This window comes from Dokdonella sp. (assembly GCF_019634845.1).
Lineage (GTDB): Bacteria > Pseudomonadota > Gammaproteobacteria > Xanthomonadales > Rhodanobacteraceae > Dokdonella_A.
This window is the reverse complement of sequence record NZ_JAHCAQ010000005.1, coordinates 27,195-41,007: the sequence shown is the minus strand read 5'-3', so window position 1 is coordinate 41,007 and position 13,813 is coordinate 27,195. Positions and strand designations below refer to the sequence as shown.

10 protein-coding genes are annotated in these 13,813 nt (G+C 71.5%); 7 read left to right on the top strand and 3 right to left on the bottom strand.

The genetic code is table 11. The features are described from left to right. Window positions 1-8: 8 nt before the first annotated feature. Window positions 9-3,119, top strand: coding sequence for a multidrug efflux RND transporter permease subunit (locus KF903_RS05000; protein WP_291211831.1), 3,111 nt, complete (start codon window positions 9-11; stop codon window positions 3,117-3,119). On the opposite strand, the gene KF903_RS04995 is transcribed toward KF903_RS05000, so the two are convergent. Continuing rightward, window positions 3,111-4,169: a tellurite resistance/C4-dicarboxylate transporter family protein gene (locus KF903_RS04995; RefSeq protein ID WP_291211827.1), complete on the bottom strand. Its 1,059-nt coding sequence runs from the start codon at window positions 4,167-4,169 to the stop codon at window positions 3,111-3,113. The genes KF903_RS05000 and KF903_RS04995 overlap by 9 nt on opposite strands. Before the next feature lie 129 nt (window positions 4,170-4,298). Here KF903_RS04995 and fmt point away from each other — a divergent pair, with 129 nt between their 5' ends. The 4 genes from fmt to KF903_RS04975 are packed head-to-tail and all read left to right on the top strand — an operon-like array spanning window position 4,299 to window position 9,274. Beyond that, the gene (gene fmt / locus KF903_RS04990) at window positions 4,299-5,234 is read left to right on the top strand and encodes a methionyl-tRNA formyltransferase (RefSeq protein ID WP_291211824.1); all 936 of its coding nucleotides are present in this window, start codon (window positions 4,299-4,301) and stop codon (window positions 5,232-5,234) included. Window positions 5,235-5,284: 50 nt separating this feature from the next. Continuing rightward, window positions 5,285-6,580 carry a 16S rRNA (cytosine(967)-C(5))-methyltransferase RsmB gene (gene rsmB, locus KF903_RS04985; protein ID WP_291211820.1) on the top strand — a complete coding sequence of 432 codons (1,296 nt, stop codon included), beginning with the start codon at window positions 5,285-5,287 and terminating at the stop codon, window positions 6,578-6,580. After that, window positions 6,573-7,133 (top strand): DUF4390 domain-containing protein, encoded by a 561-nt coding sequence (locus KF903_RS04980; RefSeq protein WP_291211818.1) that lies wholly within the window; start codon window positions 6,573-6,575, stop codon window positions 7,131-7,133. The genes rsmB and KF903_RS04980 overlap by 8 nt, the downstream gene beginning before the upstream one ends. Next, window positions 7,112-9,274, top strand: a complete 2,163-nt coding sequence (locus tag KF903_RS04975) for an ATP-binding protein (RefSeq protein ID WP_291211815.1) — start codon at window positions 7,112-7,114, stop codon at window positions 9,272-9,274. Before KF903_RS04980 ends, KF903_RS04975 begins: the two co-directional genes overlap by 22 nt. 39 nt (window positions 9,275-9,313) lie before the next feature. On the opposite strand, the gene KF903_RS04970 is transcribed toward KF903_RS04975, so the two are convergent. Beyond that, a complete protein-coding gene (locus tag KF903_RS04970; RefSeq protein ID WP_291212180.1) occupies window positions 9,314-10,330 on the bottom strand; it encodes a glycosyltransferase in 1,017 nt (338 codons plus the stop codon). A gap of 63 nt (window positions 10,331-10,393) precedes the next feature. Here KF903_RS04970 and KF903_RS04965 point away from each other — a divergent pair, with 63 nt between their 5' ends. Continuing rightward, window positions 10,394-11,230 carry a glycosyltransferase family 2 protein gene (locus KF903_RS04965; protein ID WP_291211812.1) on the top strand — a complete coding sequence of 279 codons (837 nt, stop codon included), beginning with the start codon at window positions 10,394-10,396 and terminating at the stop codon, window positions 11,228-11,230. A gap of 18 nt (window positions 11,231-11,248) precedes the next feature. Here the strand turns inward: KF903_RS04965 and KF903_RS04960 are convergent, their stop codons facing one another. Next, on the bottom strand, window positions 11,249-12,028 hold the full coding sequence (locus KF903_RS04960) for a glycosyltransferase family 2 protein (protein ID WP_291211809.1): 780 nt from the start codon (window positions 12,026-12,028) through the stop codon (window positions 11,249-11,251). A gap of 125 nt (window positions 12,029-12,153) precedes the next feature. Between KF903_RS04960 and KF903_RS04955 the strand changes: the two genes are divergently transcribed. Further along, a complete protein-coding gene (locus KF903_RS04955) occupies window positions 12,154-13,551 on the top strand; it encodes a sigma-54 dependent transcriptional regulator (RefSeq protein WP_291211806.1) in 1,398 nt (465 codons plus the stop codon). Window positions 13,552-13,813 lie beyond the last annotated feature (262 nt).

Sequence of the window (13,813 nt, the reverse complement as noted above, 5' to 3'; positions counted from 1 at the left end):
CCCACGCCATGTTCTCGCGGTTCTTCATCGAGCGGCCGATCTTCGCCAGCGTGATCTCGATCATCATCGTGCTGGCGGGGCTGGCCGCGATGCGCAGCCTGCCGGTCGAGCAGTATCCCGAGATCACGCCGCCGGAAGTGGCGGTGGTGGCGTTCTACCCGGGCGCCACGCCCGAGGTGATCGCGCAGACCGTGGCGGCGCCGCTCGAGCAGCAGATCAACGGCGTCGAGCACATGCTCTACATGCAGTCGAGCGCCGCCTCCAACGGCATGATGAGCCTGAGCGTGTATTTCGACATCGGCACCGACGCCGACCAGGCCGCGATCAACGTCAACAACCGCGTCGCGGCGGCGATGGCGCAGATGCCCGAGTCGGTCAAGCAGCAGGGCGTGACGGTCAAGAAGAAGTCGAGCTCGATCCTGCAGGTCATCACGCTCGAATCGCCGCAGCGCAGCCACGACACCACCTTCCTGTCCAACTACGCGCTGCTCAACGTCATCGACGAGCTCAAGCGCATCAACGGCGTCGGTGACACCATGCTGTTCGGCGGCACCGACTACGCGATGCGCGTGTGGCTGCGCCCGGACCGGTTGGCCCAGCTCGGTCTCACGCCGGGCGACGTCATCGGCGCGATCCGCGAGCAGAACGCGCAGTTCGCGGCCGGCAAGATCGGCGCGCAGCCGACCGCGGCGGGCGTGGACTTCACCTACACCGTGCAGACGCGCGGACGGCTCGACACCCCCGCGCAATTCGCCGACATCATCGTGCGCTCGCTGCCCGATGGCTCGCAGATCCGCATCCGCGACGTCGCCCGCGTCGAGATGGGTGGCCAGGACTACGACCTGCTGGCGCGCTTCAACGGCAAGCCCGCGATCGGCATCGCGGTGTACCTGCAGCCCGGCGCCAATGCGGTGGCGGTGGCCGAGGCGGTGCAGGCCAAGATGGACGAACTGCAGGCGCGCTTCCCGCACGACCTCAACTACGCGATCCCGTACGACACCACCCACTTCGTCAAGCTGTCGATCGAGGAAGTCGTGCACACGCTGATCGAGGCGATCGTGCTCGTGTTCCTCGTGGTGTTCCTGTTCCTGCAGAACCTGCGTGCGACGCTGATCCCGTGCATCGCCGTGCCGGTGTCGCTGATCGGCACCTTCGCCGGCATGCTCATGCTCGGTTTTTCGATCAACCTGCTCACGCTGTTCGGCATGGTGCTCGCGATCGGCATCGTGGTCGACGATGCGATCGTGGTGCTGGAAAACGTCGAGCGCATCATGGCCGAACGCCACTGTTCGCCGCGCGAGGCCGCGATCCTCGCCATGCAGGAAGTGGCCGGGCCGGTGGTGGCGATCGTGCTGGTGCTGTGCGCGGTGTTCCTGCCGGTCGCGTTCATGGGCGGCATGACCGGCGTCATGTACCAGCAATTCGCGGTCACGGTGGCGATCTCGGTGGCGATTTCGGGCGTGGTCGCGCTGACGCTGTCGCCGGCGCTGTGCGCCGTGCTGCTGCGGCAGGGCCACGGCCAGCCGGCGCGCTTCTTCGTCTGGTTCAACCGCCAGTTCGACCGCCTCACCGGCGGCTACGTCGGCGGCGTGGCCTTCCTCAATCGTCGCGTCGGCGTCGCCTTCGTGCTGGTGGGCCTCATCCTGCTCGGCACCTGGGGCCTGTTCCTGCGCGTGCCGGGCGAACTCGTCCCCGACGAGGACCAGGGCTACCTGATCGCGGCCGCGTTTCTGCCCGATGCGGCCTCGCTCACGCGCACCGAAGCGCTGACCAACGAGTTCGATACGATCACGCTGGCCAATCCGGCCGTGGCCGACGCGGTGACCTTCGCCGGCTTCAACGTGCTGTCGGGTTCGGTGGCCAGCAATGCGGGCCTGTCGTTCATCACGCTCAAGGACTGGGCGCAGCGCAAGGGCAAGGGCGAGGATTCGTTCAGCGTGGCCAAGACGCTGCAAGGCATCGCCTACATGCGCATCGAGGACGGCTTCGTCGCCGTGTTCAATCCGCCGCCGATCATGGGCATGTCGACCACCGGCGGTCTGGAGGCCTACCTGCAGAACCGCAGCGGCGGCGATGCCAATGCGTTCGCGGGTGAGGTGCAGCGCCTGCTCGATGCCGCCAGGAAGCGCCCCGAGTTCGCCGACGTGAGCTCGACCTACCGCGCCAGCGTGCCGCAGGTGTTCCTCGATCTCGACCGCGACAAGGCCAAGGCGCTGGGCGTGCCGATCCCGATGGTGTTCGACACCATGCAGGCGATCTTCGGCCAGGCCTATGTCAACGACTTCAACCAGTTCGGGCGCACCTACCGCGTGCAGGTGCAATCGGAAGCCGAATACCGCGCCCGCCCCGACGACGTGCGCAACGTCTACGTGCGCTCCAACGACGGACGCATGATCCCGCTGACCAGCCTCGTCAGCGTGACCGACACGGTCGGTCCCGAAGTGGTCGAGCGCTTCAACGTGTTCCCGGCCGCCAAGATCATGGCCCAACCCGCGCCCGGCTACAGCTCGGGGCAGGCGATCCAGGCCCTCGAACAGGTCGCCGCGCAAACGCTGGGCAACGACGCCAAGCTCGAATGGACCGGCTCGGCCTACCAGGAGAAGCGCGCCGGCGGCACCGCCGCGCTCGCGTTCGCGTTCGGCATCGTCATGATCTTCCTCATCCTCGCCGCGCAGTACGAACGCTGGAGCCTGCCGCTGGCGGTCATCACCGCGGTGCCGTTCGCGCTGTTCGGCGCGCTGCTGGCGACCTGGCTGGTCGGCCTCAGCAACAACGTCTATTTCCAGATCGGCCTCGTCACGCTGGTGGGCCTGGCCGCCAAGAACGCGATCCTCATCGTCGAGTTCGCGGTGATGAAGCATGGCGAGGGCCTGGGCCTGCTCGACTCGGCACTCGAGGCGGCGCGGCTGCGCTTCCGCCCGATCGTGATGACTTCGCTGGCGTTCATCCTCGGCTGCGTGCCGCTGGTGACCTCCAGCGGTGCCGGCGCCGCCAGCCGCCATGCGCTCGGCTGGCCCGTGATCGGCGGCATGCTCGCCGCGACCTTCATCGCGATCTTCTTCATCCCGCTGTTCTTCCGCCTCATCATGCGCGCCAGCGCGGGTCGCGGCTCAGGCTGAGCGCGCCCGTCGCCACGCCGCAACGCGCAGCAGCCGCCAGCCACGCCGCGCGCCGCCGCTGGCCACGAGCGCCCATGCGGCAAGGCTCACCCACACGCCCACGCGCGGCACTGCCTGCAGCCAGGCCAGATCGAGCGCGCGCGCCAGTTCGAAGCTGCCGACCGTGTACATGCCGAGCGGGAACACGATGGTCCAGTCCTCGCGCGAATGGCGCAGCGGCAACGCGCGCGCGCGCCACGACCACAGCGCCAGCAGCAGCGGAATCCACGCAGTGGCCACGCTCCATGCCGTCGCGGTGGCGACGACGAGCAGCGGGCGCCATCGCGCGAGCACGGCGGCGGCGTCGGCGTGCTGCACGAGCAGGCTGCCGGCCAGTGTGCTGATCGCGAGCGCGCCCATCGTGATCCAGTACGGCGGGGTCAGGTCGCGCGGCCGCAGCGGCCGACGCAGCAGGCGCCACACGATGAGGCCGATCAGCGGCAGGTACAGCAGGCTGCCGAACACGAACCATGCGAGCGCGAGCACCGCCAAGCCCTCACGCCACGGCGACCCCGGCGTCGCCAGCAGTATCGCGGCGATCGCCAGTCCCTGGGTCGCCACCACCGCGATGAGCCAGCCGCCACCGATCGCGCGGACCAGGCGCGCCTGTCGCGCCGCCTGCACCAGCGTGACGATGAAGCGCGGCAGCAGCACGAGCCAGGTCAGCAGCGCGGCCAGCGCCAGCGACCACGCCAGCAGCGGCCAGTGCACGAGCAGCAGGCACTGGCTTGCCAGCACGCAACTGCCCGCGCTGAAGGTGAGGAAGCCCGCAGCGCGCGCGGGATCGCGCAGGTCGCGCGCGATCCCGGCGCCGAACAGGGCCAGCCGCGCCAGCGTGGCGAGCAGCAGGCCCGCGTATGCCACCAGGTTGAACCCCAGCAGCAGCAGCGCCACGCGCGTCAGCCCGTGCTGGTGGGCGTCGATCGCGACGATGCCGCTGGCCATCACGAGCGCAAAGCAGCCCGGCGCAAGACCGCGCACGCAGGGCAGCAGGCAGTGGCGCAAGGACATCGACTCATGCTCGCAAGGGACCGGCGCGATTATGCCGGCGCGCGGTGGGCGATCGCCGCCATCGCATGGCGCAGACGGCGCGCAGCCGGCGGCCTACAATCGCGGCTTGCTCCCACGCGCGTCGCTCGCATGTCGTCTCCGCTCCGCCTCGTGTTTGCCGGCACGCCCGAGTTCGCGCTGCCTTCGCTGCAGGCCTGCCTCGCCAGTGGTGCGCAGGTCGTCGCCGTCTATACCCAGCCCGACCGGCCGGCCGGTCGCGGGCGTCAGCTCGCCGCCAGCCCGGTCAAGCAGGCCGCGCTGGCGGTCGGCGTTGTCGTCGAGCAGCCACAGACGCTGCGCGATGCCGAGGCGCGCGCGCGGCTGGCGGCGCATGCGCCCGACCTCATGGTGGTGGTGGCCTATGGCCTGATCCTGCCCCGGGCCGTGCTCGCGTTGCCGCGGCTGGGCTGCTGGAACGTGCACGCCTCGCTGCTGCCGCGTTGGCGCGGCGCGGCGCCGATCCAGCGCGCGATCCTCGCCGGCGATGCGCAGACCGGCGTCGATCTCATGCAGATGGAGGCCGGCCTCGACACCGGACCGGTGCTGCTGGAAGCGCGCACGCCGATCGACGCCGGGGACACCGGCGGCAGCCTGCACGATCGCCTGGCCACGCTCGGCGCGCAGGTGCTCGATGAGGCACTGACGCGCGTGCTGCGCGGCGAGACGCTGCCGGCCAGGCCGCAGGCCGAGGGCGGCGTCACCTATGCCCACAAGCTCGACAAGGCCGAAGCGCGCCTGGACTGGCAGGCGCCGGCGGCGGCGCTGGCGCGCGCGGTGCGCGCATTCGATCCCTGGCCCGTCGCCGAGGCACAGCTCGACGGCGAGCGCGTGCGCATCTGGCAGGCGCAGGCGTTGCCGACACCGGCCACGGCGCCACCGGGCAGCATCGTCGCTGCCAGCGCCGAGGGGATCGACGTCGCCACCGGTGAGGGCATCCTGCGCATCGGCGCGCTGCAGCGCGAAGGCGGGCGCCGCATCAGTGCGCGCGACTGGCTCAACGCGCGTCGCGCGCCACCCGCACCGTGACATCGCCGCGCCGACCCTCGCGCCCATCGTCCGCACCGGCGGCGCCCGGCGTGGCCTTGCGCGTCGCTGGCGCACGCACGCTGGCGCGCATCGCGCGCGATGGCCAGTCGTTGCGCGCCGCGCTGGCACCGGCGCAGGCGCCGTTCGCCGATGCGCGCGATCGCGCGCTGCTGGCCGCGAGCGTGTTCGCCGCGACGCGCTGGTGGCTGCGCCTCGACGCGGCGCTGGCGCAGCTCATGGACAAGCCGCTGCCGCCGCGTGCGCGCGAAGTGCATGCACTGCTCGTGCTCGGCTGCGCCCAGATCGGCCTGCTCGCGATGCCGGCCTATGCCGTGGTGGCGGCTTGCGTCGACGCCAGCCGCGCGCTTGGCCAGGGCCAGTTCGCCGGCCTCGTCAACGCGGTGCTGCGCCGCTATGGGCGCGACAGCGCGCCGTTGGCCGCCCACCTCGACGCCGACCCGGTGACGCGCCATGCCTGCCCGCGCTGGCTGATCGAGGCGATCGAACACGACTGGCCCGACCAGGCCGCCGCGATCCTTGCCGCCAGCAACGCGGAGGCACCGCTGACGCTGCGCGTGAACCTGCGCCACGGCACGCGCGCGGCGTTGCACGAGCGGTTCGCCGCCGCCGGCATCGAGGCCAGCGCGCCGGCCGCCGCGCCGGCCGCGCTCGTGCTGGCGCACAGCACCGACGTGACGCGCCTGCCCGGTTATGCGCAAGGCGCCTTCTCGGTGCAGGACGCGGCCGCGCAGGCGGTGGCCGCCGTGCTGCAGCCACGCGACGGCATGCGCGTGCTCGATGCCTGCGCCGCGCCGGGCGGCAAGGCCGCGCATCTGCTCGAATCCGCCGCGGTCGATCTGGTCGCGCTCGACAGCGATGCCAGTCGGCTCGATCGCGTGCGCGACAACCTGCGCCGGCTCGGCCTTGCCGCGCAGGTCGTGGCCGGCGATGCGACGACGCCCGCGGCGTGGTGGGACGGCCGCCCGTTCGAGCGCATCCTCGTCGATGCGCCGTGTTCGGCCACCGGCATCATCCGTCGCCAGCCCGACATCAAGCTGCATCGACGCGCGGCCGACATCGGCGTGCTCGCCGCGGGTCAGCGCCACATCCTCGACGCGCTGTGGCCGCTGCTCGCGCCGGGCGGGCACTTGCTGTATGCCACCTGCTCGATCCTGCGCGCCGAAAACGAGGCCGTGCTTGCCGGCTTTCTCGCCGCCCACGATGATGCGGGCGCGCTGCCGCTGCCGGCGCAGCTCGGCCATCCGGCCGGCGTGGGCCGGCAGCACTTGCCGGGGGAGGACGGCATGGACGGGTTCTTTTATGGCTTGCTCGCCAAGCATGCATGAGCGGTGCCGGCGCGCGGCCGCGGCGCTGCGTGCGGCGGGCATGCTGCTGCTGGCGAGCCTGCTCGGTGCCTGCGGCCTGCTCGCACACCAGGCGCCGGGCAGCGCCGAGGTGCGCCATGCGCAACTGCTGGTCGGCGAGGCGGGCGCGCAACTGGCGCTGGCGCTCGACGTCGAGCTCAGCGGTCCGATGCAGGACGCGCTCGACCACGGTATCCCGCTGACGCTGCGGGTGGACCTGCGCAGCGGCACGCTGCGCGCGCAGCCGCGGGTGGAGCTGCGCTATTTCCCGCTGTCGCGCCGCTACCAGCTCATCGAGGGCGGGCGTGATGACGAGCGGGGTTACGCCACGCGCGGCTACCTGCTGGCGGCGCTGGGTTCGCTGCGGCTGCCGTTGCCGGCGGCGTTCGCGCGCCTGGGCCCCGATGCCCCGTTCACGGTGGCGGTGGCGCTCGATCCGGCCGCGCTGCCGGGCGCGCTGCGCCTGCCCGCATTGTTCGAGCCGGCCTGGCGGCTGGCCTCGCTGGAAAGCACATGGCCGCGCGCGACGCCCTGAATCTGCTGCTGCGCCGCGTGGTGCCGGCACTCGTGGTGGCGGCGCTGCTGGCCGCCTCGCTCAAGCTCGCCGAGGATGCGGCGGCCGACAATGCGCGCTTTGCCGCCCACTACCAGCTCGTGCTCGGCACGGCGCTGGTCGCGCTCGTCGTGCTCGTACTCGTGATCGGCCTGCGCCTGTGGCGGCTGCGCGGCGAGGTGCGGCGCGGCGTGCCGGGCGCCCGCCTCAACCGGCGCCTGCTGGGCCTGCTCATCGTGCTGGCGTTGCCGGCCAGTCTCGTCGTCTACGGCTTTGCGCTGCGCTTCCTCGACGCGACGATCGACAACTGGTTCAACGTGCGCCTCGAGCAGGCACTCGACGATGCGCTGGAGCTGGGCCGCGTGGTGATCGACGAGCACCTGCACGATGCCGAGAGCGCCAGCCAGGCCCTCGTGCAGCGCCTGGCCGAGGCGCCGGCGACCGATGCGCAGGCCATGCTCGACGAGTCGATCGATGCGCTCGGCGCGACCCAGCTCGCGGTCCTCGGTGCCGATTCGCGCGCGCTCGCGCTGGCCAGTTCCGACCCCGGCTGGCTCGATCCGCCGCTGCCCGATGGCGCGCTGCTGTTGCGCGTGCGCAGCGAGCGTCGCTACGCGGCCGCCGAGCCGTTCGGCGATGCGCTGCTGCTGCGCATCGTGCTGCCGATCGATCCGGCGCGCGTCGCGCCGGACCGCCAGCGCCTGCTGCAGGCGCTGTTCCCGCTGCCGGCGCGCGTGCAGCCGCTCACGCGTGGCATCGAACGGGCGAGCTTCGATTTCCAGCGCCTCAAGTTCCTGCGCGGCTCGCTCAAGCTCACGTTCGCGCTGATCCTCACCTTCGTGCTGTTGCTGACGGCGCTGGCCGTGGTGCTCGTCGCCTTCGTGGTGGCGCGGCGCCTGGTGGCGCCGATCAGCCGCCTGTCGGCGGCGACGCGCGCGGTGGCCGCTGGCCGCTTCGACACCCCGTTGCCGGCCGCCAGCAACGACGAGCTCGGCTTTCTGGTTGCCTCGTTCGGCCAGATGACGCGCGAGCTCGAACTGGCCAGCGCGCATGCGCGCACCAGCACGCGCGAGATCGAGCAGCAGCGCGCCTGGCTCGAGGCCGTGCTCGAACGCCTGTCGGCCGGCGTGCTCGGCTTCGACCGCAGCGGTCGCCTGCGCAGCGCGAATGCCGCCGCCGAGGCGATCCTCGGCGTGGTGCTGGAACGGCACCTGGGCGCCAGCGCCAGCGAGATCGGCAAGGCCCAGCCGGCGCTGCAGGCCTTCCTCGAACCGCTGGCGCGGCACCTGCGCGAGGACGCGCGCGAATGGCGCGAGGAAGTCGTGCTCGAGTCGGTGCAGGGCCCGCGCACGCTGATGGTGCGTGGCGCGGCGTTGCCCGAGCATGCCGGCTACGTGGCCGTGTTCGACGATCTCACCGTGCTCAACCGCGCGCAGCGCGACGCCGCCTGGGGCGAGGTTGCGCGACGTCTCGCCCACGAGGTCAAGAACCCGCTGACGCCGATCCAGCTCGCCGCCGAACGCCTGCGCCGGCGCTTCCTCGGCCGCCTGCCGCCCGATGAGGGCGAGCTCATCGATCGTGCCACGCAGACCATCGTGAGCCAGGTCGAGGCGCTCAAGACGATGGTCAACGCCTTCGGCGATTACGCGCGGCCGCCGCCGATCACCACCCATGCGGTCGCGCTCAATGCGCTGGTGGGCGAGGTGCTCGACCTGTACGAGAACGATCAGCGGCTCGGCCTGACGCGCCAGCTCGACGCCGGCGAGCCGCGCGTGCGGGTGGACCCGGTGCGCCTGCGCCAGGCGCTGCACAACCTCATCAAGAACGCGCTCGAGGCGATCGGCGATGAACGCAAGCCGCAACTGGCAGTCGGCACGCATCTGCTCGAACGCGACGGCGAGACCTGGGTCGAGCTCAGCGTGGCCGACAACGGTCCCGGCCTGCCGGCCGATTTCGGCGAGCGCTGGTACGAGCCCTATACCTCGAGCAAGGCGCGCGGCACCGGGCTCGGCCTGGCGGTGGTGAAGAAAATCGTCGAGGAACACGGCGGCCACGTGCGCGCGCTCAACCGCGAACAGGGCGGCGCCGAGTTCACGTTGTGCCTGCCGGCGCAGCGGGACTGATCGCCGCGCCGAGCCGCTGCGGCGGCAGCCGCGCCGGCGTCAGTGCGGCGCGCCCGCGGCGGGCGCCGCTGCGTTGCTGGCGAGTTCGGCGATCGCGCCGCGCAGGCGCTGCCCGAACGCAGCGTCGTTGGCGAGCCACCAGGCGCGTGCGTTGGCACGCAACTGCGCGCACTGGGCCTGGTCCAGCGCGAGCAGGTGCTCGACGCCAGCGCTGATCGCGGCCGGCTCGACGAAGTAGGTGGTCGCCAGCCGCTGGCTGCCGCGGCGTGCCCACGGCACCAGCACGCCGCGTTCGGGCGTGACCATCTCGTTCATCGGCGGCGCGTCGGTGGCGAGCGTGATCGCGCCGACGCTGAGGCCCTCGACGAGGTGGTGGCCGAAGCCTTCGGTCTCCGACGGGCACAGGTGAAACAGATGTTCGTTCTGCAGGCGTTGCAGGGTGTCGTCATCGAGGTAGTCGCGCACGCAGCGCAGGTTGGCCGGCAGTTGCGCCGGCAGGCGCAGCGGCGCGCGCTGCACGAGGGTCAGCGTCGGCCAGTGCGGCGCCTGCAGCCAGGCATCGACGAGCACTTGGGTGCCCTTGTTGGGGCTGCGTCCGCCGAGATGGAAGAACGTCGCGCTGCGCGCCACCGCCGGCAGCTCGCGGTCGAAGCTGGTGAAGCCGACGAAGCGCGTGGCGCAGCCGAGCGCGCTGAAGATCGGCACCGCATGCCGGGTCTTGGCGAACACGGCATCGAGCGCGCCGAGCCAGGGCCGGTCCTGTTCGGCGAACCATTCCGGATGCGGCAGCAGCACGTTGCGCCGCGCCAGCGGCAGGTATTCGGGGCGGATGCGCTCGTCCATGAGGTTGACATCGAAGCGGCCCTGCGCCGGCGCCCCGCGCCAGCGTCGCCACCAACGCTGCGCACGGCGCCGCAGCAGCGTCGCGCTGCGGCGCAGGCCGCCCGCGCCGATCGCGCTGACCGTGACCTCGAAGTCCGCCTGCGCAAGCGTGCGGGTGAGGATGACGAGATCGCGCGACAGGCCGGCGCCGTTGTCGCGCGCAATGATGTGCACGCTGGTCAAGGACTCATCCCGTAGACTGTGCAGCCCACCGCAACCTGCCCGCCGTCCGCACCGATGCCCGCCGCCACCGTCCTGTTTGCGACCTACAACGAACCGCGGTGGCTGGAATGGGTGTTGTGGGGCTACACCACCCAGACCGAGCGCGACTTCGAGGTGATCGTGGTCGACGATGGCTCGCGCGAGGATACGCGCGCGGTGATCGACCGGCTGCGGCCGCAGCTCAACTACCCGCTGCGCCATTTCTGGCAGCCCGACGAAGGCTATCAGAAATGCAAGGGCATGAATCGCGGCATCCTGCTCGCGCGCAGCGACTACCTCATCTTCACCGACGGCGACTGCATCCCGCATCGCGACTTCGTCGCCCGCCACCTCGCCTTGCGCCAAGCCGGCCGCTATCTCACCGGCGGCTATTGCAAGCTGCCGCTGGCGCTGTCGCAGCGGATCACGCGCGAGGACATTCTCGCCGGGCGCGCCACCGACTATGCCTGGCTGGCCGCCAACGGGCTCGAACGCCACACGCTCAAGCTGCGCGTGCAGCGCGAATGGCTGCGCCGCGCGCTCAATGCGCTCACGCCGGTCAAGCCGCGCCTGCATGGCCACAACGCCTCGGCATGGAAGGCCGACGTGGTGCGCGTCAACGGCTGGGACGAGCGCATGCAGTACGGCGGCCAGGATCTCGAGCTGGGCGAGCGGCTCGTCAACGCCGGCGTGCGCGGCAAGACGATCCGCTATTCGGCGATCTGCGTGCACCTGGAGCACAAGCGCGGCTACATGAAACCCGAGATGCGGCAGAAGAACGACGCGATCCGCGCGCAGACGCGGCGCGAGCGCGCGACGTGGACGCCGCACGGCATCGACCTGCACCTGGACGAAGCCAATCGCGCCGACTGACGCGGTACCCGGCCGGCGCTACAGCGGCGCGCCGCGCGCGAGCAGGTAGTGCTTGATCGCCTTGCGCCGCACGTAGTCGGCCTCGACCAGTGCGAACACGAGCCCGCGCCAGCCGTCGAGGAAGCCCGCGCGCAGCACGTAGCCGCGCAGGAAGCGCCAGGCCGGGCTCAGCACGATCGCGGCCAGACGCGCGCGCCGGCCGCTCGCATGCAGGTGCTGCGCCATCAGCGTCGAGTAGCGCTCCAGGCGCCGCAACTGGTCGCCGAGCGAGCGGTAGGCCTGGTGCTCGAGATCACCGGCGAGGCGTGCCACGGGGCCGTCCACGCCGACCTGTTCGTGGATTTCGCGCGCGCCGCGCCAACCGGCGCGGCGACGGTCGAACAGCCGCAGCACGCGGTCGGGATAAGCATTGCCATGGCGCAGCGGCGCGCCGAAGTAGTGCGTGCAGCGCGCAAAGCGGTAGGCCGCGGCGGTGCCGAAGCCAGTCGCGCGGGCGGCCTCGATCGCGGCGCGCAGCGCCGGTGTCACGCGCTCGTCGGCATCGATGCACAGCACCCAGTCGCAGTGGGCGGCTTGCACCGCGAAATCCTTCTGCGTGCGATAGCCGTCGAAGGCGCGCTCGAGCACGCGCGCGCCGCGTGCGGCGGCGCGCTCGCGCGTGCCGTCGGTCGAACCGGAGTCGACCACGATGACTTCGTCGCAGAACGCGAGCGACTCGATGCAGGCATCGATGCGGTCGGCCTCATCGAGCGTGATGATGCAAGCGGCCAGGCGCGGCCGAACGGCGGCAGGGTTCACGGGGCGGGCGGTGGCGACGGGGGCGCAAGCGTAGCGGCGTTCGCCGCGCCCGCCCAGCGTGGCCGCCCCGTGCCGCGTGCCGGTGCGCTATGCTGCTGTCTCTTTTTCGCAACGCAGGCCGGGCGATGAGCGCTGCCGCACGTATTCTCGTGGTCGATGACGAGCCCGACATCCGCGCCACGATCAAGGACATCCTCGAGGACGAGGGCTATCTGGTCGACACCGCCGAGTCGGCGGCCGGTGCGCGCGAGGCGCGCCGCCGCCAGCGTCCCGACGTCATCCTGCTCGACATCTGGATGCCCGATCTCGATGGCATCAGCCTGCTGCGCGAATGGAGCGAGCGCGGCGGCCTGCCGTGCCCGGTCATCATGATCTCGGGCCACGGCAACATCGAAACCGCGGTCGAGGCCACGCGCCTGGGCGCCTGGGACTTCATCGAAAAGCCGCTGTCGCTGGCCAAGCTGCTGCTCGTGGTCGGCCATGCACTCGAGGCCGGCCAGTTGCGCCGCGAGAACGAGGGCCTGCGCCGGCAGTTGCCCGCGCCCGGCGACCTCGTCGGTTCGGGCAAGGCGATGCAGGCGCTGCGCGCCCAACTGGAACGGATTGCGGCACATGACACCGGCGTGCTCGTGCTCGGCGAGGCCGGCACCGGCAAGGAAACGATCGCGCGTGCGCTGCACGAGCGCAGTGCGCGTCGGGCCGGGCCGTTCGTCACCGTGGCGGCCGGCGCGATCGCGCAGGGCAGCGCCGCGCGTGCGCTGTTCGGAGTGGAGGACGCCGGCACCGTGCAGCACGGCCTGATCGAGCAGGCCAATGGCGGCACGCTGTTCCTCGATGAGGTGGCCGATCTCGATGGCGAGTCGCAACTGCGCCTGTCGAGCGTGCTCGAGCGGCGCGCGCTGATCCGCTGCGGCGGCCACGAAGCGGTGCCGGTCGACCTGCGCGTGATCGCGGCGAGCGCGCACGACCTGGCCGCGCTGGTGGCGGCCGGGCGCTTCCGCGACGAGCTCTACTACCAGCTCAAGGTCGTGCCGCTCGTGGTGCCGTCGCTGCGCGAGCGCGCCGATGACGTTCCCGAGCTGCTGCACTACCACGCCGACTGGTTCGCCAACCGCGACCAGTTGCCGTACCGCAAGTTCGCGCTGGCGGCGCAGAACCGGCTGCGCAACCACGGTTGGCCCGGCAACCTGCGCGAGCTGCGCAATCTCGTGCAGCGCCTGCTCGTGCTCGGTGGTGGCAGCGACATCAGCCTCGACGAGGTCGAGGCGGCGCTCGGCACGGAAGTCGCAGCGGCGTCGCCGGTCGAGCCGACCGCGGTCGGCAGCGGCATCGACTTCGCGCTGCCGCTGCGCGAGGCGCGCGAGCAGTTCGAGCGCGCCTACCTGCTGCACCAGCTCGCGCAGGCCGGCGGCAGTGTCGGCAAGCTGGCCAAGGCCGTTGGCATGGAGCGCACGCACCTGTATCGCAAGCTCAAGGACCTCGACATCGATCCGCGCGGCGGCAAATCGGGCGAGGACGCGTGAGCGACGCCGGGCCGGCCTGCCGCAGGGCCGTTCAGCTGCCGTTTGCTGCAGCGCGGAACTCAGGAGCGACAATGCAGTCTCACTGCACAGTTTCATTTCACACTCCATTTGGCGCCGCCCGGAAACGTGCGGCGCCTTTTTTGTGCGATCCGATCGGTGATCGCGGGAATCGGCGGGCCTGTTGGCGACGCCTTGGCGGCATCGCCGCTGCAGCCAGTGGCGGCCACCCATGGCGGCAAGGCCAGGCGGCGGCATGCCGCGA

Coding starts and splice junctions, on each gene's coding strand:
- KF903_RS05000 (WP_291211831.1), top strand. CDS start 9: ATGTTCTCGCGGTTCTTCATCGAGCGGCCGATCTTCGCCAGCGTGATC.
- KF903_RS04995 (WP_291211827.1), bottom strand. CDS start 4,169: ATGTCCTTGCGCCACTGCCTGCTGCCCTGCGTGCGCGGTCTTGCGCCG.
- fmt (WP_291211824.1), top strand. CDS start 4,299: ATGTCGTCTCCGCTCCGCCTCGTGTTTGCCGGCACGCCCGAGTTCGCG.
- KF903_RS04980 (WP_291211818.1), top strand. CDS start 6,573: ATGCATGAGCGGTGCCGGCGCGCGGCCGCGGCGCTGCGTGCGGCGGGC.
- KF903_RS04975 (WP_291211815.1), top strand. CDS start 7,112: ATGGCCGCGCGCGACGCCCTGAATCTGCTGCTGCGCCGCGTGGTGCCG.
- KF903_RS04965 (WP_291211812.1), top strand. CDS start 10,394: ATGCCCGCCGCCACCGTCCTGTTTGCGACCTACAACGAACCGCGGTGG.
- KF903_RS04955 (WP_291211806.1), top strand. CDS start 12,154: ATGAGCGCTGCCGCACGTATTCTCGTGGTCGATGACGAGCCCGACATC.